Annotated in this window: 21 protein-coding genes; 15 read left to right on the forward strand and 6 right to left on the reverse strand. The window is 30.8% G+C overall.

The features are described 5' to 3' along the window. Positions 1–3: 3 nt before the first annotated feature. The gene (gene topA / locus H0I28_RS10785) at positions 4–2,517 is read right to left on the reverse strand and encodes a type I DNA topoisomerase (RefSeq protein ID WP_218731473.1); all 2,514 of its coding nucleotides are present in this window, start codon (positions 2,515–2,517) and stop codon (positions 4–6) included. Between the two features lie 199 nt (positions 2,518–2,716). On the opposite strand from topA, the gene miaB reads away from it, so the two are divergent. The 7 genes from miaB (at position 2,717) to groL (ending at position 9,588) form a co-directional block, all read left to right on the forward strand. Beyond that, positions 2,717–4,171, forward strand: coding sequence for a tRNA (N6-isopentenyl adenosine(37)-C2)-methylthiotransferase MiaB (miaB, locus tag H0I28_RS10790; protein WP_218759095.1), 1,455 nt, complete (start codon positions 2,717–2,719; stop codon positions 4,169–4,171). A 224-nt stretch (positions 4,172–4,395) separates the two neighbouring features. Continuing rightward, complete coding sequence (locus H0I28_RS10795; protein ID WP_218754464.1) at positions 4,396–5,619, forward strand: sigma 54-interacting transcriptional regulator; 1,224 nt, start codon at positions 4,396–4,398, stop codon at positions 5,617–5,619. A gap of 114 nt (positions 5,620–5,733) precedes the next feature. Beyond that, positions 5,734–6,240 carry an LptE family protein gene (locus H0I28_RS10800; RefSeq protein ID WP_218731478.1) on the forward strand — a complete coding sequence of 169 codons (507 nt, stop codon included), beginning with the start codon at positions 5,734–5,736 and terminating at the stop codon, positions 6,238–6,240. Between the two features lie 63 nt (positions 6,241–6,303). Further along, positions 6,304–7,092 (forward strand): hypothetical protein, encoded by a 789-nt coding sequence (locus H0I28_RS10805; protein WP_218759096.1) that lies wholly within the window; start codon positions 6,304–6,306, stop codon positions 7,090–7,092. Further along, on the forward strand, positions 7,089–7,421 hold the full coding sequence (gene secG, locus H0I28_RS10810; RefSeq protein WP_218759097.1) for a preprotein translocase subunit SecG: 333 nt from the start codon (positions 7,089–7,091) through the stop codon (positions 7,419–7,421). Before H0I28_RS10805 ends, secG begins: the two co-directional genes overlap by 4 nt. Before the next feature lie 176 nt (positions 7,422–7,597). Beyond that, complete coding sequence (gene groES, locus H0I28_RS10815; RefSeq protein WP_218759098.1) at positions 7,598–7,873, forward strand: co-chaperone GroES; 276 nt, start codon at positions 7,598–7,600, stop codon at positions 7,871–7,873. A gap of 80 nt (positions 7,874–7,953) precedes the next feature. Then, positions 7,954–9,588 (forward strand): chaperonin GroEL, encoded by a 1,635-nt coding sequence (groL, locus tag H0I28_RS10820; protein ID WP_218759099.1) that lies wholly within the window; start codon positions 7,954–7,956, stop codon positions 9,586–9,588. A 133-nt stretch (positions 9,589–9,721) separates the two neighbouring features. Here groL and H0I28_RS10825 read toward each other — a convergent pair whose 3' ends face one another. The 5 genes from H0I28_RS10825 to xrtF form a co-directional block, all read right to left on the reverse strand. Further along, positions 9,722–10,129, reverse strand: coding sequence for a heavy-metal-associated domain-containing protein (locus tag H0I28_RS10825; RefSeq protein WP_218754467.1), 408 nt, complete (start codon positions 10,127–10,129; stop codon positions 9,722–9,724). Between the two features lie 43 nt (positions 10,130–10,172). Beyond that, positions 10,173–12,416, reverse strand: coding sequence for a TonB-dependent receptor (locus H0I28_RS10830; protein WP_218759100.1), 2,244 nt, complete (start codon positions 12,414–12,416; stop codon positions 10,173–10,175). Positions 12,417–12,490: 74 nt separating this feature from the next. Further along, positions 12,491–12,889, reverse strand: a complete 399-nt coding sequence (locus H0I28_RS10835) for a hypothetical protein (protein WP_218731487.1) — start codon at positions 12,887–12,889, stop codon at positions 12,491–12,493. Positions 12,890–12,933: 44 nt separating this feature from the next. Then, positions 12,934–13,365 (reverse strand): exosortase F system-associated protein, encoded by a 432-nt coding sequence (locus tag H0I28_RS10840; RefSeq protein ID WP_218759101.1) that lies wholly within the window; start codon positions 13,363–13,365, stop codon positions 12,934–12,936. Then, positions 13,362–13,898 (reverse strand): exosortase family protein XrtF, encoded by a 537-nt coding sequence (gene xrtF / locus H0I28_RS10845; RefSeq protein ID WP_218731491.1) that lies wholly within the window; start codon positions 13,896–13,898, stop codon positions 13,362–13,364. Before xrtF ends, H0I28_RS10840 begins: the two co-directional genes overlap by 4 nt. Before the next feature lie 48 nt (positions 13,899–13,946). Here xrtF and H0I28_RS10850 point away from each other — a divergent pair, with 48 nt between their 5' ends. The 8 genes from H0I28_RS10850 to rodA all read left to right on the forward strand — a co-directional run bounded on the left by H0I28_RS10850 (position 13,947) and on the right by rodA (position 21,863). Further along, positions 13,947–14,399 carry a GAF domain-containing protein gene (locus H0I28_RS10850; RefSeq protein WP_218759102.1) on the forward strand — a complete coding sequence of 151 codons (453 nt, stop codon included), beginning with the start codon at positions 13,947–13,949 and terminating at the stop codon, positions 14,397–14,399. Positions 14,400–14,476: 77 nt separating this feature from the next. Further along, positions 14,477–14,602 carry a hypothetical protein gene (locus tag H0I28_RS17650; RefSeq protein WP_262887631.1) on the forward strand — a complete coding sequence of 42 codons (126 nt, stop codon included), beginning with the start codon at positions 14,477–14,479 and terminating at the stop codon, positions 14,600–14,602. A 134-nt stretch (positions 14,603–14,736) separates the two neighbouring features. Beyond that, the gene (gene purH / locus H0I28_RS10855; protein ID WP_218759103.1) at positions 14,737–16,263 is read left to right on the forward strand and encodes a bifunctional phosphoribosylaminoimidazolecarboxamide formyltransferase/IMP cyclohydrolase; all 1,527 of its coding nucleotides are present in this window, start codon (positions 14,737–14,739) and stop codon (positions 16,261–16,263) included. Between the two features lie 78 nt (positions 16,264–16,341). Further along, positions 16,342–17,370 carry a rod shape-determining protein gene (locus H0I28_RS10860; protein ID WP_068449442.1) on the forward strand — a complete coding sequence of 343 codons (1,029 nt, stop codon included), beginning with the start codon at positions 16,342–16,344 and terminating at the stop codon, positions 17,368–17,370. 19 nt (positions 17,371–17,389) lie between these two features. Then, positions 17,390–18,220, forward strand: a complete 831-nt coding sequence (mreC, locus tag H0I28_RS10865; RefSeq protein ID WP_218759104.1) for a rod shape-determining protein MreC — start codon at positions 17,390–17,392, stop codon at positions 18,218–18,220. Continuing rightward, positions 18,213–18,716 (forward strand): rod shape-determining protein MreD, encoded by a 504-nt coding sequence (gene mreD, locus H0I28_RS10870; RefSeq protein ID WP_218731498.1) that lies wholly within the window; start codon positions 18,213–18,215, stop codon positions 18,714–18,716. The genes mreC and mreD overlap by 8 nt, the downstream gene beginning before the upstream one ends. Next, positions 18,716–20,581, forward strand: coding sequence for a penicillin-binding protein 2 (gene mrdA, locus H0I28_RS10875; protein ID WP_218759105.1), 1,866 nt, complete (start codon positions 18,716–18,718; stop codon positions 20,579–20,581). The genes mreD and mrdA overlap by 1 nt, the downstream gene beginning before the upstream one ends. A 1-nt stretch (position 20,582) precedes the next feature. Continuing rightward, the gene (gene rodA / locus H0I28_RS10880) at positions 20,583–21,863 is read left to right on the forward strand and encodes a rod shape-determining protein RodA (protein ID WP_218759106.1); all 1,281 of its coding nucleotides are present in this window, start codon (positions 20,583–20,585) and stop codon (positions 21,861–21,863) included. The last annotated feature ends 647 nt before the right edge of the window (positions 21,864–22,510 follow it).

The raw sequence follows: 22,510 nt of genomic DNA on the forward strand, positions 1-22,510 counted from the left end.
ATATTATTTCTTTTTGGTTACTTTCTTCTTAACTACCTTTTTCTTGACAGCTTTTTTCTTTGCCACTTTTTTCTTTGGCGTTTTAGCTTCAATCATTTTAACAGCCTCTTCCTTAGATAGTTTTTCTATTTCTGTAGTTTTAGGTAACTCTATTTTAATCTTTCCTTTTATTACATTAAAACGTCCCCATCGTGCTTTTTCTACACGAATTTCTACATCTTCCCAATTATGGATTACCTTATCGATCTCTTTCTGTTTCTTTACCTCTATTAATTCAATAATATCGTCATCAGTAAGATTATCGAAATCATATTTTTTGTTAACATTGATAAATATATTATTCCATTTTAAGAAAGGTCCAAAACGACCAACACCTTTTTGAACAGGCAAGTCTTCATAATGGTAAATAGGCGCATCTGCTTTTTGTTTTGCAACTATTAACTCTATCGCTCTTGGCAAGTCTACTTCCATAGGATTTTCCCCTTTGTCTAAAGAAACAAACATGGTTCCAAAACGAATATAAGGACCAAAACGACCGTTAGAAACAATTACTTCTTCATCTTCATAACCACCTAATGTTTTTGGAAGCAAGAATAACTCTAAAGCTTCTTCCATAGTGATAGTTCCTAAATTCTGATCTTTATTTAAGCTAGCAAACACTTTTTCTTCGTCTTCTGGCGCTCCAATTTGTGCAATTGGTCCAAATTTACCTAAACGAACTAAAACTGTTTTACCTGTTTCTGGATGTTTTCCTAAAATACGTTCTCCACTTTCTCTTTCTGCATTCTCCTTTACATCTTCTACAGTGACATGAAACTTGCTATAGAAACCTTTAATCATTTCTATCCAATCTTCATTTCCTTCAGAGATATCATCAAAAGAAGATTCAACCTTAGCAGTAAAACCGAAATCTAAAACATTAGAAAAGTTAGCAACTAAAAAGTCGTTAACAATATTACCAATATCCGTAGGAATTAATTTATTTTTATTTGAACCCGTTTTTTCAGTCAAGGTTTCACTTTTTACAGTACCTGAAACTAAAATCATTTGTTCGTAATTTCTTTCTAAACCTTCATCCTCTCCTTTTTCTACATAACCTCTTCTTTGTACAGTAGAAATTGTTGGTGCGTATGTAGATGGTCTACCAATACCTAATTCTTCTAATTGTTTTACCAAAGAAGCTTCTGTAAAACGATAAGGCGGACTTGTAAAACGTTGTGTTGCATTTATAAAAGAATACTCTAATGCTTCACCAACTTTTAAATTTGGTAGCATTCCTGCTTGTTCTTCCTCATCATCATCTTTTCCTTCTAAATACACTTTTAAGAAACCATCAAACTTTATCATTTCACCATTTGCGGTGAATATTTTAGAGTTCTCAGAGTTCTCTATCTTAAAATTTGTTCTTTCTAACTGAGCATCACTCATTTGAGAAGCCAATGTTCTTTTCCAAATTAGATCGTACAATCTAGTTTGGTCGTATTCTGTATCAATAGAATGCATTTTCATGTTGGTCGGACGAATAGCCTCATGCGCCTCTTGAGCACCTTTTGCTTTCGTTTTAAAAACACGTTGTTTGCTATATTCTTTACCGTAGTAATTTGTAATTTCTTCTTCAGCAGCGTTTCTTGCATCAACAGATAAATTTAAACTATCTGTTCTCATATAGGTAATTAAACCGGCTTCATACAAACGTTGTGCAACTTGCATTGTTTTTGCTACCGGAAAACCTAATTTCCTAGATGCTTCTTGCTGTAACGTAGACGTTGTAAATGGTGCTGCTGGAGATTTCTTTGCGGGTTTTTTAGTTAACTCTGCGATAGAAAAATCTGCATTTGCACACGATTTTAAGAAATTTTCTGCTGTTTTTTTAGTATCAAAATTCTTTGGAATCGTTGCTTTAAACGTTTTTCCTTCAACATTAGCAAATTCTGCAACTACTTTATAATGTGTTTCTGCATTAAATTCTTGAATACTTCTTTCTTTTTCTACAATTAAACGAACCGCTACAGATTGTACTCTACCTGCAGACAAACCTCCTTTAACTTTTCGCCATAAAACAGGCGATAATTCATACCCAACAAGTCTGTCTAAAACTCTACGTGCTTGTTGTGCATTTACCATATTATAGTCTATATCTCTAGGATTTTCGACTGCTTTTAAAATGGCATTTTTTGTTATTTCATGAAAAACAATACGTTTTGTATTTTCATCCTTTAAACTTAATTGCTCTTTTAAATGCCATGCAATTGCCTCACCCTCTCGATCCTCATCACTTGCTAACCATACAGTATCTGCTTTCTTTGCTAAAGCTTTCAACTTTTTAACTACTGGTTTTTTATCATCAGAAATAATATATTTTGGACTAAAATCTCCTTCTACATCAATACCCAATTCTTTGGATGGTAAGTCTGCAATATGACCATAACTAGATTCTACTTGAAAATCTTTTCCAAGAAATTTTTCGATGGTTTTTGCTTTTGCTGGTGACTCTACAATTACTAAATTCTTTGCCATTTATCTCTCTTTTGTCGCTAGAACGCTTTAAAAACGTGCTATTTTTGATTGCAAAAGTAGTTAGTTTTTTGTAAAAAAAAATTATTTCATCAATTTTCAACAAAAAACATTAGAATTAGTCCATTAAATTTCTGCCAATTTGTCACAATAAATTAAATTTGGTTGTATCTTTGCTCACCTTTAAATGATAAATTGAGAGATGGAATACGTAGAAAAAATCATAGACGAGAAAATACAAGGGAAAGCTCTTGTTACCGAAAATAAAAAAAATAACACTAAAAAATTATTCATAGAAAGCTACGGCTGTCAAATGAATATGAATGATAGTGAAATAGTAGCCGCTATTTTAGATAAAGAAGGCTACAACACAACCCAAATTCTAGAAGAAGCAGATTTAGTTTTAGTAAATACCTGCTCTATTAGAGAGAAGGCAGAAACTACTGTTCGTAAAAGATTACAGAAATACAACGCTGTAAAACAAGTGAACAAAAACATGAAAGTGGGTGTTTTAGGCTGTATGGCAGAACGCTTAAAAGAAAAGTTTTTAGAAGAAGAAAAAATAGTTGACTTAGTTGTTGGTCCCGATGCTTATAAAGATTTACCTAACTTATTAGAGGAAGTAAACGCTGGTAGAGATGCCGTAAATGTAATTTTATCTAAAGAAGAAACCTACGGAGATATTTCTCCGGTGCGTTTAAATTCTAACGGAGTTACAGCATTTGTATCTATAACCAGAGGTTGTGACAATATGTGTACTTTCTGTGTGGTTCCTTTTACTCGTGGACGAGAAAGAAGTCGTGACCCAAAGAGTATTATTGAAGAAATTCAATCTATGGTAGATAGAAACTTTAGAGAAATTACACTTTTAGGTCAGAATGTAGATAGTTTCTTATGGTATGGTGGAGGATTGAAAAAAGACTTTGGCAAAGCATCTGAAATGGCACAGGCAACCGCTGTAAATTTTGCACAATTATTAGATATGTGTGCTACAGAATTCCCAAAAACACGTTTTCGTTTTGCGACTTCTAATCCGCAGGATATCAGCTTAGACGTAATTCACGCAATAGCAAAACACAAAAACATCTGTAAATACCTTCATTTACCTGTACAGAGCGGAAGCAACAACATGCTAAAAGCCATGAACAGACAACATACTCGTGAAGAATACATCGAATTAATTGATAATATTTTTAAGATTGTACCAGAAATGTCTTTAAGTCAAGATATGATTGTTGGTTTTTGTGGAGAAACAGAACAAGATCATCAAGACACTTTAGACTTAATGAAGTATGTAAAATACGACTTTGGTTTTATGTTTACCTATTCTGAAAGACCAGGAACTTTAGCAGCAAAGAAAATGGTAGATGATGTACCTTTTGCAACAAAAAAACGTCGTTTACAAGAAATTATAGATTTACAACAAGAACACGCTTTATACAGAACACAGCAACATTTAGGAAAAGTAGAAGAATTTTTAATTGAAGGTACTTCTAAAAAAAATCCGAATGAGTGGAAAGGTAGAAACACCCAAAACACCGTAGCTGTTTTTGATAAAGGAAATTATAAATTAGGAGATTTTGTAATGGTAAAAGTAGAAGATTGTACTTCTGCAACCTTAAAAGGAACTGTTGTTGGGTATTCTGATAATAATTAGAAGCTATCTCCTGCTTTTCACTACATCTTTTGTATGAAAAATAAAAAAGGATAGAGTCTGCCCTGAGTAAAGCTGAAAGGTTTCAATCAGGGTTAAGCATTTTAGAAAAGAAAGTACAGTAAAGATATAAATTGCTTATTTATTATTAATTGACAAAAAAGAATCATGACACAAGACCATCTTGGATCTTGAATCAAAAATAATCCTATTTCAAAAAAGAAAATATGGAAAACTTACAAGCTTTAAAACAGCGTTTTGGAATTATCGGTAACGATATTCACTTAAATAGAGCTTTAGAAAAAGCACTTAGAGTTGCACCTACAGATATTTCTGTTTTAGTTACAGGAGAAAGTGGTGTTGGTAAAGAAAATATTCCAAGAATTGTACATCAATTATCACATAGAAAACATGCAAAATACATTGCTGTAAACTGTGGTGCAATTCCAGAAGGAACTATAGATAGTGAATTATTTGGTCACGAAAAAGGATCATTTACAGGAGCAACACAAGATAGAAAAGGATATTTTGAAGTTGCCGATGGAGGAACTATTTTTTTAGATGAAGTTGGTGAATTACCATTAACAACACAAGTACGCTTACTACGTGTTTTAGAAAATGGAGAATTTATAAAAGTTGGTTCTTCTAAAGTTATAAAAACCAATGTTAGAATTGTTGCAGCAACAAATGTTAATATGCAATCTGCAATTCAGAAAGAAAAATTTAGAGAAGATTTATATTACAGATTAAGTACCGTAGAAATTCATTTACCTGCTTTAAGAGAGCGTGATGAAGATATACACTTATTGTTTAGAAAATTTGCTGCAGATTTTGCTCAAAAATATAGAATGCCTTCTATTCGTTTAGATGATAACGCGGTAAAAATGTTATTAAACTATCGTTTTCCGGGGAACATTCGTCAGTTAAAAAATTTAGCAGAACAAATTTCGGTTATTGAAGAAGAAAGAGTTATTTCTGCCCTTAAAATGCAACAGTATCTACCTAATAATAATGGTAATTTACCTGCTGTTATTGGTAGCAAAAAAGAAAATGATTTCTCTACTGAGCGCGATATTATGTATAAAATTTTATTTGATATGCGTAATGACATCAACGATTTAAAAAAGTTGACGCTCGACTTAATGAAAAGTGGTAATGTAGAAGAAGTGCAAGAAGAACATCATCAATTAATTGAAAAGATGTACGAAAACAAAGATGCTCATAAATCTAATGTAGAAGTGATGAATATCCCTCAAAACTCATCCACAGAAAAAGATTATGATTTTATTGAGACTATAGAAGAAGACGAGTCTTTATCTTTACAAGACAAAGAAGTAGAAATGATAAAAAAATCTTTAGAGAAAAACAGTAATAAACGTAAATTGGCCGCTAAAGAACTAGGGATATCTGAAAGAACTTTATACAGAAAAATTAAACAATACGATTTGTAAAAGATTGAGTAATTGTTTAAAATTTAATCACTAAAAACTATCCCTCGAGCGCCGTCGAGAGGTATTAATAAGTAACTATTTTAGGTCTCGACTGCGCTCGACCAGACAAAATCGATGAAAAAAACACTATACATAACACTATTTACACTAAGCACACTCTTTTTTATTGCTTGTGGTGCATATTCTTTTACAGGAGGAAGTACAGGTGATGCAAAAACATTACAAATAGATTTCTTCCCAAATCAAGCATCTTTAGTAGAGCCAACTCTAAGTCAGCGTTTTACCCAAGACATGCTAGATTTATTTACAAGACAAACCAATTTAACCACAGTAACCTCTAATGGAGATTTATATTTTAGCGGAGAAATTACAGGCTATAGAATTACTCCTATGAGTGCTACTGCAGACCAAACTGCTGCTCAAAATAGACTTACCATCACCGTTAATGTTCGTTTTGTGAATAAACTAGTTGAAAAAGACGATTTTGAAAAACAATTCTCTTTTTATTCAGATTTTGCTGCAGATGCACAACTTACAGGTAGTGTATTAGAGGCTGCCCTAGATGAAATTATGGAGAGATTAACACAAGATATTTTTAATGCTTCCGTTGCAAAATGGTAATATTAAAAGTTAAAAATATTCAGTTGTAGTATTCAGTAAAAAGTAGATAAAAATAACTAAGATTTGAAATCAAGTACTTTTATAGATTTAATAAAAAACAAAAGACAAATTCAGGAAGTGGAAACTGCTGAATTAAAAACTGTTGTTGAAGAATATCCGTATTTTCAAGCAGCACGTGTTTTATATTTAAAAGGATTAAAAAATCAGGATAGTTTTAAATACAATAACGAATTAAAAGTAACTGCTTCTTACACCACAGACAGAACTTTATTATTCAATTACATTACTACAAATAATTTTAATAATCAGAAAGAAGATATTCATCAACAAATATTTGAAAAAATATCAGCAGAAAAAACAGTAGCAACTCCTTCTGAAAAAATTGAAAGCCTAATAGAAAAAACTGAAGCAGTTTCAGAAAATATTTCTGAAATAGAAACGGCATTAGAAATTGGAAAACCTATATCTTTTTCTTCCGCAGAGAATCATTCTTTTGGCGAATGGTTACAACTTTCCTCCAGAAAGCCTATTGTTAGAGAAGAAAAAAAGCAAATAGAAAAAACTACTATAGAAAAACCTACAGCAAAAGAGGACTTAATAAACACATTTATTGAAAACAATCCTAAAATTAAGCCTTTAGCAAAAGATAAAATAGTAGCTGTTCCGGTTGCTAAAAACAGTCAAGATTCCTCTTTAATGACAGAAACATTGGCTAAAGTTTATTTAGAACAGAAAAAGTATGAAAACGCAATGCAAGCTTATAGAATTTTAAGTTTGAAATATCCAGAAAAAAGTGGTTTCTTTGCAGACCAAATTAAAAGAATACAAATTTTACAAAAAAATAAATCATGAGTTACACAGCATTTTTAATTCTAATTTTGATTGTAGCCGTTGCATTAATCTTAATCGTGATGGTTCAAAATCCTAAAGGTGGAGGATTAACTTCTTCTTTTGGAGGTAGTGGAGCACAATCTTTGGGGGGTGTACAAAACACTAACAATTTCTTAGACAGAACAACTTGGACTTTAGCAATTGCTATGTTTGCATTAATTTTATTAGCAAACTTTGCAATTCCTAGAGATGGAGAAAACAACTTTGAGTTAAATAATACTTTAGATGGTATTGAAACCTCTACTCCTGTTGAAAACACAACTCCTATAACTAACGATAGTTTAAATTAATTATCCGTTAGAGATAAATTAAAAATGCCAACGTAAATGACACGTTGGCATTTTTTTTATGCTTAAAATTTAACAATAAAATCAATCAAAGAAAAATTGTCAGTTTTAGTGTAATGGCACAATTTCTGACAATTTACAGTTAGTAACATATAAATTAATTAACTAAAAATATAATAATGGGATTAAACATTAAACCTTTAGCAGACAGAGTTCTTGTAGAACCTGCTCCAGCAGAAACAAAAACAGCATCAGGATTAATTATTCCTGATAACGCAAAAGAAAAGCCACAACAAGGAACTGTTGTAGCAGTAGGTAATGGTAAAGTTAATGAGCCTTTAACTGTAAAAATTGGAGACACTGTTTTATATAGTAAATATGGTGGAACTGATTTAAAATTAGAAGGTAAAGATTACCTAATGATGCGTGAGTCTGATATTTTAGCGATTATCTAAAAGTATTTAGTTTTCAGTTGCTGTTTACAGTAGCAACAATTAAACGAATAAATAGTTAAACAAATAAACATTTAAAGAAAATGGCAAAACATATAAAATTTGATATTGAAGCAAGAGACGGATTAAAACGTGGAGTTGATGCTTTAGCAAATGCAGTAAAAGTAACTTTAGGACCAAAAGGAAGAAACGTAATTATTTCTAAATCTTTTGGAGCACCAACAGTTACTAAAGATGGAGTTTCTGTAGCAAAAGAAATTGAGTTAGAAAATGAGCTTGAAAATATGGGAGCTCAAATGGTAAAAGAAGTTGCCTCTAAAACCAACGATTTAGCTGGTGATGGTACAACAACTGCTACCGTTCTTGCACAAGCAATTGTAAAAGAAGGTCTAAAAAACGTTGCTGCAGGTGCAAACCCAATGGACTTAAAACGCGGAATTGACAAAGCTGTTGCTGCAATTATTGCGGACTTAGAAAAACAAGCAAAAAAAGTTGGTAATTCTTCTGAAAAAATTCAACAAGTTGCAGCAATTTCTGCAAATAACGATGCTGTTATTGGAGACTTAATAGCTACTGCTTTTGCTAAGGTTGGTAAAGAAGGTGTTATTACTGTTGAAGAAGCAAAAGGAATGGAAACTTATGTTGACGTTGTAGAAGGTATGCAATTTGACAGAGGTTATTTATCTCCTTATTTTGTTACCGATGCAGATAAAATGATTGCAGATTTAGAAAATCCTTATGTTTTATTATTCGACAAAAAGATTTCTAACTTGCAAGAAATTCTTCCAATTTTAGAGCCAGTTTCTCAATCTGGACGTCCTTTATTAATTATTGCAGAAGATGTAGACGGACAAGCGTTAGCTACTTTAGTTGTAAATAAATTAAGAGGTGGTTTAAAAATTGCTGCTGTTAAAGCTCCAGGATTTGGAGACAGAAGAAAAGCAATGTTAGAAGACATCGCAATCTTAACAGGCGGAACTGTAATTTCTGAAGAAAGAGGTTTCTCTTTAGAAAACGCAACATTAGATCTTTTAGGTACTGCAGAAGGTATTACTATTGATAAAGACAATACAACTATTGTAAATGGTTCTGGTGATGCAGATGCTATTAAAGCAAGAGTTAGTCAAATTAAAGCTCAAATAGAGACTACAACTTCTGACTATGACAAAGAAAAACTTCAAGAACGTTTAGCTAAATTAGCTGGTGGTGTTGCTGTTTTATATGTTGGTGCTGCCTCTGAAGTAGAGATGAAAGAGAAGAAAGATAGAGTTGATGATGCTTTACACGCTACAAGAGCTGCAGTAGAAGAAGGTATTGTTGCTGGTGGTGGTGTTGCTTTAGTACGCGCTAAAAAAGTTTTAGAAAAAATCACTATAGAAAACTTAGACGAAACTACAGGTGTACAAATTGTAAACAAAGCAATTGAAGCACCTTTAAGAACCATCGTAGAAAATGCTGGTGGTGAAGGTTCTGTTGTTATTAATAAAGTTTTAGAAGGTAAAAAAGACTTTGGTTACGATGCTAAAAACGACATATATGTTGATATGTTAGAAGCTGGAATTATAGATCCTAAGAAAGTAACGCGTGTTGCATTAGAAAATGCTGCATCTGTTGCCGGAATGATCTTAACTACAGAATGTGCCTTAGTAGACATTAAAGAAGATGCTCCTGCTGGCGGAATGCCTCCAATGGGTGGCGGAATGCCAGGAATGATGTAATAGCGAATCGCTATAGATAGTTTATTTTACTCTTGGGTGAAATAGAGATATTAAAAAATCCGATAGATTAATTTCTATCGGATTTTTTGTTTGGTTTCGAAAAACAAAACTTTTAGATTTTATATGTAAAAACTTATTCCTTCTTCTGCTTTTTCAATTCTCCATTATGGTCTTTAATTATTTCTTCTTCCCTATACTTACAACAACCATGTACAGAACCATACGCTTCATCTGTTGCAATTAGTTTATTTTCTTCATCTAAAATAACATCATGCCCTACTGCTAAAACACTTTTCTGAACAGCCTCTGCATCGGTTTTACGTTCATCTAAAATTACATTTAATTGATGCGTCTCTACACTCCAAATTGCAAACTTTACCCCTTTTGTTTTTAAAGCAGCAGTTTCAATACGTTTTTTACACATACCACAAATTCCATCTACTTCTATAGATACTTTAGCACTTTTCTTCTTTTTTACTTCTTGTGATTGTGTTGTAAAACCAATCAAACATAAACTGAATACGAATAGTATTTTTTTCATCTTTTTTCTATTTTATATTATATTACTTAATCCCACTCTGTGGCTATTTTATTTTAAATCTTAACCCCATATAAAATGCTCTTCCAAAAATAGGAGAATACACAATTGTACTATCAAAATTAGATCCAAATGGATCATCACTTGCTAAAATAGGATTTTTCTGCTGAACATTTGTTAAGTTTTCGGCACCTACATAAACTTCAAATTTGTCTGAAAAAACCTTTGTAATTTGAGAGTTTAACAATTGATAAGAATCTGAATGTGATGGCAATTGATATTGCACAGGATTAGATACCGTATTTGGTAAACGCTGTTTTCCTATATTATTAAAAGTAACATCAAACTTCCATAGAGCTCCACTATCTTTAGCAGGGGTTTCATAGGAAAGGTTTGCAAAAAATCTATTTTTAGGTTGAATCGGTTTCTGCAAATTACCCGAAGTATAATCCGTAGAAATATCAAAATACTTATACGCTGTTCTAAAATTAAAATACGGTGCAATATTATAATTTACTTCAACTTGAAAACTATTTGCAATACTTTTTCCGTTTAAATTATAAAATGATATTTCTTGAGGGTTTTCCCAATCTACCACAACTTGATTTGTAAAATCTGTTTGATAAAAATCGAAAGTAACATCTCCCTTTTTATTGAATAAGTTAAATCTTTGCATATAAGAAATACCGTAATTCCATGCAACTTCCGGATTTAATCCGTAGATATTACCACCAACATCATCAATATTAATACTCCTTGAACTTGCAAATAATTGTTGATTTTCTGCAAAAATATTAGCACTTCGCTTTCCTCTTCCTGCAGAAGCTCTAAAAACACTGTTTTCCCAAGGCACATATCTTGCATGAATTCTAGGAGTAACAAAAGTTCCTAATAAATTATGAGTATCTATACGCAAACCTGCAGTTAAGCTAAAATCATTCAAATTATCGAATGCATATTCGAAAAAAGCTCCTACAGAAGTTTCTTTTCTATCGTAATCGGTAATATTTACCAATTCTTCATAATTATCATGCGTAAAACTAAGTCCGGTTTTAAACTTATTTCTAGTATCCCCTATTATAGAATTAAAAATAATATTAGAAAATATACTTTCATGCTCTATATTATAAATTTTTTGTCCAAAATAAGAATCTTGCTGATGATTACTATACGCAAACTGAAGACTTACACTCTGAAAAGGCAACTCTGGAAAAACGTACCCTAATTTAGCCGAAGTCTCAAAACGTCTTGTATCTATTTCACTTCCCCAAGCATTTGTGGTTCCTTTATCTAAAGATGGATTAAAATCAATCTCACCCGTTTGTTTTTCATCATTTAAAAAACGTACATTAATAAAACTTACCCAACCTTTTTCTGCATCAACATATTGCCAACGATTCATTATATTTATTTGATCTGCTAACGGACTGTCTAAAAAATTATCATTGTTTTTATCAAATTTCTCACCCCTATAATTACCGTGAACATAAATACCTGTAGACCATTTATCTGAAACTTTTTGGTTAAAATGTGTATTTAACTCGATCCTTCCATTTAAGGAAGAATAGGCATTAACAAAGAATTTATTATCAGAAAAAGGTTTTACCAATTCTGCATTTATTTGTCCAGATATACTTTCATACCCATTAACAACAGAACCAGCACCTTTTGTAATCTGTATACTTTCTACCCAAGTACCTGGTGTAAATGTGAGTCCGAAAACCTGAGCAGCACCTCTAACAGAAGGAATATTTTCTTGTGTAATTGACAAATATGGACTTGTTAAACCCAGCATTTGTATTTGTTTCGTTCCGGTTAAAGCATCAGAAAAACTAACATCTATAGATGGGTTGGTTTCAAAACTTTCTGCCAAATTACAACACGCAGCTTTTAACAATTCTTCAGAATTTACAGTAAACATATTTGCCGTAGACAAAAATGATTTCTGAATTGCATTTCGTTTACTTTTAATTATTACTTCATCTAAATCATCTTCTGGAGTAATATAATGATGAATAGGGTCTAAGTCCTCAATAGTTAAAGTATCGGTTTTGTACCCTAAATAATTAATTACTAATTTTTTATATCCTGGTTTATAATCTATAGTAAACCAACCTTTCTTATTTGTAATTGCACTTACGTTTGTATTTAACCAATGTACAGTTACATCGGCAACCCCTAAATTATCTTTAGGATTATTTTTGTCCATAATCATCCCTTTAAATGTAGTTTGAGAAAAGAGTATGACAGGAATAAATAGCAGAAAACTACTAATTATATATTTTTTCATTATGTGTATTAATTTTAATTTATAACGCTAAATTTCATCGCCTTTAGGCAATATTTATAGTTTAAAAATTAAAATCAAATTAAAAAAGACTGGTATATAACCTGATAATCTAATAGAATTTCAGGCGGAGAAATGTTGTTGTAGTTTGTTTCTTTAAAATCTTGTTCAAGAAATAGATCATTAAAAGAAATATAAAACGATGCTAGAAATTGTTGTTTAGAAAAATCAAAATCGTCAACTTGAGTTTGTCTTAATTGATCTTGACCTTTAATTTGATGAATTTCATCTTTACAACAGTTAGTCTTAGCTGCAATTTTTTGCATTTCTAAGCCGCAATCGTTTGTACTCCCTATAAAAGAAACATCCATTAGAGAATCTCCACAATAATGCTTTTCTACCGTAAAAGAAAACGTAGAAAACAACACTAAAAGTGCCAATAAAAAAGACGCTATTTTAGAAAAAAACTGTTTCATTGCTTCTGCAAATTTACAATAAGAAAATCAAATTCTATATAAAATTATCTATTACTCAATTTTTGATAATAGAAAGCTGGAAGCAATATTAGTAAAAACAGCGGATGGATTATAAATCTACGTATATAAAACGGTAACAAATAACCACTTTCAAAATTATTTTTAATTAAAATTACAAATACAGTAATAAGAATTACGAAAGCTATCATTAAAAAATAACTAGCAAATTTTAAATACTCTTTTCGCTCAAACAAAACCCCAATTACACCTAATGAAATAACAGAATTTATGAGGTACCTAAAGAGCATATTTATCACTAGCTTCCAAACAACTATATTCTGAATACCTGTGTACAAATAATCATTTTTAAAATATACGATTAAAGGGTCATAAAACAAATTCGTTTGAAAAGCTCTTACCGCGACCAACAGCACAAAAAGCAAGGATACTAATACTATTTTTAGATATTTACTCATTTCTTAAACTTAGAAAATTGATTAACCCAAATAACCCAAAGCATAAAAATGGTACCATAAATAATTGCCGGAAATACCAAACCATGTAAAAATTCTTGATTTTCTGGATATTTATAGATCATTACTGTCAGAAATGCAATTCTTAATACATTGATTGTATAAATGAGCAAACTACCAAACAGAGAATAAAAGAAAGTAGCTTTTAAAGACCCCGAAAAAGCAATAATAAATGATATAAATAGAACAATTAAACTAATAGAATTACACCCTTCTATAACCCTAGCGGTATACTTACCTTCTATGATTAGTTTTACAGAAACTTCTTTATCATGCTGAACAGCCTCTACGCTATAATCGAAAAAAGTAAGCACTTTTACGGTTTGGTCCGCCACAAGTGTTGTTATAGATGCTGTTTTATAAACCCCTTCTTTTTCTTGAGAACGCTGTAAGTAAGTGTTATAGATTGTAACTAATAAAAAATAGGTTACAAAAAACTTAATCAGAAAAATGATGATGCTTTTATGTTTCTTCACAATAAATTTTAATTAATTTTGCCACTTATTTACACAACGAATATACAAATGAATATAGATATTTTACAACAACAGATCGACAAAATTATTTCGTCTAACACTACAAGAGACGAAAAATTACAAGCGATATGCGATTATTTAGAAAAAGAAATCTCTTACTATGATTGGGTTGGTTTTTATTTTAAAAACGGAGATAAAAACGAGTTAAAATTAGCGCAATATACAGGAGAAGAAACAGAACACACTATTATTCCGTTTGGGAAAGGTATTTGCGGACAAGTAGCGGTTAGCAACGAAAACTTTGTAGTACAAGATGTTTCTGCTCAAGACAATTATATTTCTTGCGGTTGGAAAGTAAAATCTGAAATTGTAATCCCAATTTTTGTAGCAGGCGAGAATATTGGTCAAATTGATATAGACTCTCATACAGCAAATACATTTTCCGCAAAGGACGAGGCACTTTTAGAGTATATATGTAAAGAATTGTCAAGTATTCTTTAATTTTGTTGATTTATATTTATCTTTTAACTACTTTTGATGAAAATAATATAATTCACAAATCGACATATTCCTAAATAATGAGAAAATACGAATCCACTACCATAACATCTAAAAATTCAACATCTAATTATGCTTCAAAAAAAACATCTATTGTAGATAATTTTGTTGTTTGGTTTCGAGATTTTTTAGATAACGCCGAGTAGTGGATCTGTTTTTTTCTAATTAAAAAAACTTCATTAAAAGTTTGTTGTTAATTACTTACTTGTTTTGTTACTATCTTTTATTGCCTTAGAAGATTGCTTTACCTAAATTTGCACGCTTAACAACACAACACTAAATGAGCACTTCAAAAACAATTAAATCCGCATTAATTTCGGTATTTCACAAAGATGGTCTAGAACCAGTTGTAAAAAAATTAGATGCACTTAACGTAACTATCTATTCTACAGGCGGTACAGAAAAATTTATTAAAAATTTAGGAATTAATGTAATTCCGGTAGACGAGGTTACTTCTTACCCATCTATTCTTGGAGGAAGAGTTAAAACATTGCATCCAAAAGTTTTTGGAGGTATTCTTAACAGACAAGACAATGAAAGCGATGTTGCTGAATTGGCTGAATACAATATTCCACAAATAGACTTAGTAATTGTAGATTTATATCCGTTTGAAAAAACGGTAGCTTCTGGAGCACCAGAACAAGATATCGTAGAAAAAATTGATATTGGTGGTATTTCTTTAATTAGAGCTGCTGCAAAGAATTTTAAAGACACGGTTATTGTTTCATCTATGGATCAATACGAAGGTTTCTTAAACACACTTTCTGAAGGTAATGGAGAAACTACCATTTCTGAAAGAAAAAAATTAGCTGCAAAAGCATTTAATATTTCTTCTCATTACGATACTGCTATTTTTAACTATTTTAATGAAGATGAAATAGTTTACAAAGCAAGTGAACAAAATGCAAACGTTTTACGTTATGGAGAAAATCCTCATCAGAAAGGATATTTCTTTGGAGACTTAGAAGCAATGTTTGATAAACTTCATGGTAAAGAATTAAGCTACAACAATTTATTAGATGTTGATGCTGCTGTAAATTTAATTCAAGAATTTAAAGGAGAAGCACCAACTTTTGCTATTTTAAAACACAACAATGCTTGTGGTTTTGCACAAAGAGACACAATTAGTCAAGCGTATACAGATGCTTTAGCAGGAGATCCTGTTTCTGCTTTTGGTGGTGTATTAATTGCAAATACAGAAATAGACAAAGAAACTGCAGAGAAAATTCATACTTTATTTTGTGAGGTTGTAATTGCTCCTTCTTTTTCTGATGATGCATTAGCTATTCTAAAAGGTAAGAAAAACAGAATTATCTTAATTCAGAAAGATGTTGCATTACCAACATCAACTGTAAGAACTTGTTTAAACGGTTCTTTAGTGCAAGATAAAGATAGTATTACAGATCAATTATCAGATTTAAAGTACGTAACTAACAATAAACCAACTCAAAGTGAGTTAGATGATTTGTTATTTGCTTCTAAACTGTGTAAAAACACAAAATCGAACACCATAATACTAGTTAAGAACAAACAATTATTAGCTGGAGGAACAGGACAAACTAGTAGAGTTGATGCATTAAACCAAGCTATTGAAAAAGCAACTTCTTTTAAATTTGATTTAAATGGATGTGTAATGGCAAGTGATGCATTTTTCCCTTTCCCTGATTGTGTAGAAATTGCAGATAACGCAGGAATAAAAAGTGTTATTCAACCTGGAGGATCTATTAAAGACCAATTAAGTATAGACTATTGTAATGAACACAATATATCTATGGTAATGACAGGAACAAGACATTTTAAACATTAATAATAAATATGTATTTTACACACAGAATTTTAGTAATTTTGTAAGAATACATCAAGAATAAAACAACAAATATATTTTATGGGTTTTTTCGATTTTATGACGGAAGATATTGCGATTGATTTAGGTACCGCAAATACTTTAATAATCCACAACGGAAAAGTGGTTATTGATAGTCCTTCTATTGTTGCCAGGAACAGAATTACTGGAGAAATCATTGCAATTGGTAAAGAAGCCAACCTAATGCAAGGAAAAACCCATGAAAATATTAAAACTATTCGCCCTTTAAAAGACGGAGTTATAGCAGATTTTGAGGCATCTGAACAGATGATTAAAGAATTTGTAAAGCAAATTCCATCAATTAAGAAGCGTTTATTTCCACCCGCATTAAGAATGGTTATCTGTATCCCTTCTGGAATTACAGAAGTAGAAAAACGAGCTGTTCGTGATTCTGCAAAACACATGAATGCAAAAGAAATCTATTTAATTTATGAACCTATGGCTGCTGCAATTGGTGTTGGTATAGACATTATGGAGCCTAAAGGAAACATGATTATTGATATAGGTGGTGGTACTACAGAAATAGCTGTAATAGCATTAGGAGGTATTGTTTGTGATCAATCTGTAAAAGTTGCAGGAGATCTATTTACAAATGATATTATGTACTACATGCGTACCCAACACAATTTACATGTTGGTGAATCTACTGCAGAAAAAATAAAAATTACCATTGGTGCCGCAACGGAAGATTTAGAAACTCCACCAGACGAAATGTTGGTTCAAGGTAGAGATTTACTAAGCGGAAAACCAAAACAGGTACAAGTTTCTTATAGAGAAATTGCAAAAGCATTAGACAAATCTATTTTAAGAATTGAAGATGCTGTAATGGAAACTTTATCTAAGACTCCACCAGAATTGGCTGCAGATATTTATAATACAGGTATCTATTTAGCAGGTGGTGGTTCTATGTTAAGAGGTTTAGATAAGCGTTTATCTAGAAAAACAGACTTACCTGTTTATGTAGCCGAAGACCCTTTAAGAGCAGTTGTTCGTGGAACAGGAATTGCATTAAAAGAATTAAAAAAATACAAAAATGTATTAATGAAATAGTAGTTTTTAAGTTCTTACAATGCAACAGATTATCTATTTTTTTCAGAAGTTTAAGTATTTTCTGTTTTTTATATTGTTAGAGTTAATAGCGCTAACTTTTACTTTTAACAACCTCCGTTTTCATAAAAGCAAGTTTATAAACTCTGCTAATAGTGTTACTGGTGGTTTTCTTACAACCCTTTCTAATTCTACAGAATATTTAGGATTAAAGTCTGAAAATAAATTATTGTCAGAAGAAAACACACGTCTAAAAAATCTTTTAGAAAAAAATACATCTGTAAATTTTGATGTTGATTCTACAGTGATGGATTCTACAAAATATCATCAAAAATATACGTTCACAAACGCAAAAATCATCAACAATAATTATTCTAAACCATTTAATTTTATAACTATAAATAAAGGTAAAAATCAAAATATAGATAAAGAAATGGCTGTAATTAATAGCAAAGGAATTATTGGAATTACAGAAAACTCATCAAATAATTATACGAGAGTACAATCAATTTTAAATAAAAATAGTGGTATTAATGCACGTCTTAAAGGAAATGATTTTTATTACGGAACGTTAAAATGGAATAGTATAGATTACAATATTGTTCAGTTACACGATATGCCAAGACAAGCTCCATTAAAAATTGGAGACACTATTGAAACAGGAGGAAAATCTACTATTTTTCCTGAAGGAATACCTATTGGAACAATCTCTAAAATAAACAAAGGAAACACCGCTAATAACCAAGTAGATGTAACGTTATTTAATGATATGAGTAACCTTGGTTATGTATATATTGTTAAAAATTTAGATAAGGAAGAATTACAATTTTTAGAAAACACGAGCAATGAATAAAAGTATAAATCAAATTTTATCTTTTTTTTTCTTGCTATTCTTGCAAGTATTAGTGCTAAATAATATCAATTTTTTAGGACATATAAATCCATATCTTTATATTAGCTTTGTAATTCTATATCCTTTAAATGAAAAAAGATACTCCTTTCTTTTTATAAGTTTCCTTTTAGGACTATTTGTTGATTTCTTTTCAGATTCAGGAGGTATACATGCATTTGCTACTTTATTTATCGCTTATATTAGGTTGTTTTTTGTGAATGTTTATTTTAGAAAAATACCAGCAGATTACCCTTTCTTTAGCTTAAAATCTGAATCTTTTGGTAAAGTTTTTAACTATGTAGTAACTTTAACAGTAATTCATCACCTTATTTATTTTACTTTTGCTAATTTTAGTTTTGAAAATTTATCAATGGTTTTTTTAAACACATTATACTCTAGTGTTTTTACATTGATTTTATTTTTTTTAGGAACTTATATTTTTACTAAAAGCGAATAATGCAAAGAAGTTTTTTACTCTATTTTTTAATAACACTTATCGGTATTCTTTTTATTGGGAGACTTTTTCAATTACAAGTAATTAGAGGTGCCAGCTATGACCCTATTCATAATTCTGCCGTAAAAATAGAGTATGATTATCCAGAAAGAGGATACGTATATGACAGAAACGGAGAACTTTTAGTTGCAAACCAGCTTTCTTATGACGTTATGGTGCAACCCAACCAGGTAACACCATTAGACACATTAGAATTTTGTAATCTATTAAAAATAGATAAAGCAGACTTCTTAAAAAGATTAAAAAAAGCAGATAATTATGCCCCTTACCTACCTTCTGTATTTTTAAAACAATTGGCAAAAGAAGATTTTGCTTTTCTTCAGGAAAAATTACATAAATACACTGGTTTTTTTATTCAAAAAAGAATCATTAGAAAATACCCTATAAATGCTGCCGCAAATGTACTGGGCTATATTGGAGAAGTAAATGAAACTTTAGCAAAAGAAAATGCCTATTACCAACCTGGAGAATTAATTGGAAAAGATGGAATTGAAAGACAATATGAAGATTATTTAAGAGGAACTAAAGGTAAAAAATATCTACAAAGAAATAACCTAAATAAAGTTACAGGATCTTATTTAGACGGTTCGTACGACACCATACCAGAAAACGGAAAAGACTTAACATTAACCTTAGATATAGAACTACAAGTTTATGCTCAAAAACTAATGTCTGGTAAAAGAGGCGGAATTGTAGCGATAGAACCATCAACTGGAGAAATCTTAGCATTGGTTACTGCACCTTCCTACGATCCTAACATGTTGGTTGGTAGAAAACGATCTAGAAACTCAACCATTTTATTTAACGACACTGTAAGTAAACCTTCTTATGACAGAGGTTTATTGGCTACCTATGCTCCTGGTTCTCCTTTTAAAATGATGAATGCTTTAATTGGCCTTCAAGAAGGTGTTATTACAGAAGATACCGGTTTTAGATGTAATCATGGTTTTAGATACGGTAGTAGAGCAGGTGCTTTTATGGGATGCCATTGCGGAATTACAGGAAGGCCAGTACTACTAAAAGCTGCTATTGCTAGATCTTGTAATACTTACTTTTCTCAAACTTATAAAAAAATTATAGAAAAAAACAATAATCCTTCAGAAGGTTTAGACACCTGGCATAACCATATTGCCAGTTTTGGTTTAGGTAATTATTTAGGTTATGATTTACCTGCTGGAAGTCCAGGTTTAATACCTACCGGAAAATATTATGATGATATTTATAGATATTCTTGGAACGGTTCTACTACTATATCTAACGCAATTGGTCAAGGAGAAGTTTTAACAACACCTATTCAGTTAGCTAATTTTACAGCAGTAATTGCCAACAGAGGATATTTTTATACACCACACGTATTAAAAGAAGTAAATAAAAACCCTATTAAAGACTCTGTATATACAATTGCAAAAAAAACAACGATAGATAAAAAGTATTTTTCTCCAGTAGTTGAAGCTATGCACGAAGTATTTAAGACAGGAACAGGGAGGTTTAATCAAGTAAAAGACATTGAGATTTGTGGAAAAACCGGAACTGCAGAAAACTTTGCAAGAATAGACGGTCAAAAAATTCAACTACCAGATCATTCAATTTTAGTGGCATTTGCACCTAAAGAAAACCCTAAAATAGCGATAGCAATTTTTGTTGAAAATGGTGGATATGGATCTACAATAGCTGCTCCAATTACCAGTTTACTTATAGAAAAATATATAAATGGTAGCATCTCTAAAGAAAATAAATATAGAGAACAACGAATGTTAGACTTAAACTTAAAAGATATTTACGCTAAACTAAATCAAAAAACTCAATAAATTGCGCCAAGAACGAAATAACATTTTTGCTGAGATCGATTGGCTTTTAGTTTTCTTATTTGCTATTCTTGTTGGTTTTGGATGGATGAATATATATGCAGCATCCAAAACTGAAGATAATATACAGATATTAGATTTTTCTACTAATTATGGAAAACAAATTCTTTGGATTATTTTAAGTGTTCCATTAATTGTGATCATTCTTTTTTTTAATTCAAAATTTTACGAGAAATATTCAAGTATATTCTACATAATATCTTTGATTATGTTAATTCTTTTATTTCCACTTGGTAAAGAAATAAATGGAGCAAAATCTTGGTTTAGCTTTGGCGGTATGAGTTTACAGCCATCAGAATTTGTAAAAGCATTTACAGCACTTGCTGTTGCCAAGCTTTTAAGTGATAGACAATACAATTTAGGTTTAGTAAAAAACCAAATAAAGGCTTTTATAATCATTTTTACACCTGCCTTATTAATAACCTTACAACCAGATGCAGGTTCTGCCTTAATTTACTTAGCATTTTTCTTTGTTCTAAATAGAGAGGGATTAACCCTAAATTACATAATTTTGGGTACTTTGGCTATCGTTATTTTTATTTCAACTATTTTCTTCGGATTTACATCTGTATTATCTACCCTATTATTATTAATTACAGTCGCTGTTGGTTATGCAATTTATAGAGGAGGTAAAACATTTTTTCGTTTTAATTGGTATAAAGTATTAGCTCTATATATAATTACCGCACTTTTTGTATTCGGAACAAACCTAACTTATAACAATATTTTTAAACAACACCACAGAGATCGTTTTGAAGTGTTATTAGGTTTAAAAACTGATAAAAAAAATATTGGATACAACTCACACCAATCAGAATTAACAATTAGTTCTGGTGGTTGGACAGGTAAAGGTTTTTTAAAAGGAGATATTACTAAAGGAAATTTTGTACCAGAACAACACACCGATTACATTTTCAGTACTATTGGAGAAGAATGGGGTTTCCTAGGAAGTAGTATTGTTATTATTCTTTTTATGTTGATGATGTATAGAATAATATATCTATCGGAAACACATGCTAATAAATTTGGACGAATATATGGCTACAGTGTGGCTTCTATTCTCTTTTTTCATGTTATTGTAAACATAGGAATGGTTATAGGCTTACTACCAACTGTTGGTATACCTCTACCATTTTTCAGCTACGGAGGCTCTTCTCTCTGGGGTTTTACAATCTTACTCTTCATCTTTATTAGATTAGATGCTCATAAACACTACGATTGGTAAAATAGGATTAAGATTCCTGTTAGTAGTTTGTTTAATAAGTATTAAAAACCTATAATTCTTCCTTTTTAGACAGACTAATATTTATACAAAATTTTTAAATACGACAACTTTGGGACTTGATCCAAATAATGTTTGATCTGTAATTCAGTTTTTAAAACTAACTTATTCTGTACCCATCTCATTAAAATAAAAAAGGCTTCACATTTCTGTGAAGCCTTGCTATACTTAGTAGCGGGAACTGGACTCGAACCAGTGACCTTCGGGTTATGAGTTTGACAAAAACCCCATAAACCATCCTATTTTGATCTAATTTATATAAAATCGTGTACGTTTTCGTGTACGTTGATTAATAATTAATTTAAGTAAAAATAATAAACAAATTTGAGTGACACAAGAATAAAAACTAAAGACTTTTTAAAGTTGTAAACTCTCCTCTATTATATTAAAATAATACTACTCGTTTTAAAAAATAAAAAAATAAAAAAAAGAGCAACAAAAATGAAACAGTCTGTCAACAATAAAAAAAATCTAAGCCTTTAATTCCTAACATTTTTTTCATTAAATTTAAATTTTAAAATAAAGAATGAATATCTTACTTAAGAAAGTCCTGTTTTCTATAAAACTTCAGAATCATTTTTTTTAAATAT

The sequence above is a fragment of the Polaribacter sp. AHE13PA genome (assembly GCF_019278505.1).
GTDB lineage: Bacteria > Bacteroidota > Bacteroidia > Flavobacteriales > Flavobacteriaceae > Polaribacter.

Bases quoted from the DNA above. Each gene is read 5' to 3' on its own strand.
- topA (WP_218731473.1), bottom strand. From the start codon at position 2,517: ATGGCAAAGAATTTAGTAATTGTAGAGTCACCAGCAAAAGCAAAAACC.
- miaB (WP_218759095.1), top strand. From the start codon at position 2,717: ATGGAATACGTAGAAAAAATCATAGACGAGAAAATACAAGGGAAAGCT.
- H0I28_RS10795 (WP_218754464.1), top strand. From the start codon at position 4,396: ATGGAAAACTTACAAGCTTTAAAACAGCGTTTTGGAATTATCGGTAAC.
- H0I28_RS10800 (WP_218731478.1), top strand. From the start codon at position 5,734: ATGAAAAAAACACTATACATAACACTATTTACACTAAGCACACTCTTT.
- secG (WP_218759097.1), top strand. From the start codon at position 7,089: ATGAGTTACACAGCATTTTTAATTCTAATTTTGATTGTAGCCGTTGCA.
- groES (WP_218759098.1), top strand. From the start codon at position 7,598: ATGGGATTAAACATTAAACCTTTAGCAGACAGAGTTCTTGTAGAACCT.
- groL (WP_218759099.1), top strand. From the start codon at position 7,954: ATGGCAAAACATATAAAATTTGATATTGAAGCAAGAGACGGATTAAAA.
- H0I28_RS10825 (WP_218754467.1), bottom strand. From the start codon at position 10,129: ATGAAAAAAATACTATTCGTATTCAGTTTATGTTTGATTGGTTTTACA.
- H0I28_RS10830 (WP_218759100.1), bottom strand. From the start codon at position 12,416: ATGAAAAAATATATAATTAGTAGTTTTCTGCTATTTATTCCTGTCATA.
- H0I28_RS10835 (WP_218731487.1), bottom strand. From the start codon at position 12,889: ATGAAACAGTTTTTTTCTAAAATAGCGTCTTTTTTATTGGCACTTTTA.
- H0I28_RS10840 (WP_218759101.1), bottom strand. From the start codon at position 13,365: ATGAGTAAATATCTAAAAATAGTATTAGTATCCTTGCTTTTTGTGCTG.
- H0I28_RS10850 (WP_218759102.1), top strand. From the start codon at position 13,947: ATGAATATAGATATTTTACAACAACAGATCGACAAAATTATTTCGTCT.
- H0I28_RS17650 (WP_262887631.1), top strand. From the start codon at position 14,477: ATGAGAAAATACGAATCCACTACCATAACATCTAAAAATTCAACATCT.
- purH (WP_218759103.1), top strand. From the start codon at position 14,737: ATGAGCACTTCAAAAACAATTAAATCCGCATTAATTTCGGTATTTCAC.
- H0I28_RS10860 (WP_068449442.1), top strand. From the start codon at position 16,342: ATGGGTTTTTTCGATTTTATGACGGAAGATATTGCGATTGATTTAGGT.
- mreC (WP_218759104.1), top strand. From the start codon at position 17,390: ATGCAACAGATTATCTATTTTTTTCAGAAGTTTAAGTATTTTCTGTTT.
- mreD (WP_218731498.1), top strand. From the start codon at position 18,213: ATGAATAAAAGTATAAATCAAATTTTATCTTTTTTTTTCTTGCTATTC.
- mrdA (WP_218759105.1), top strand. From the start codon at position 18,716: ATGCAAAGAAGTTTTTTACTCTATTTTTTAATAACACTTATCGGTATT.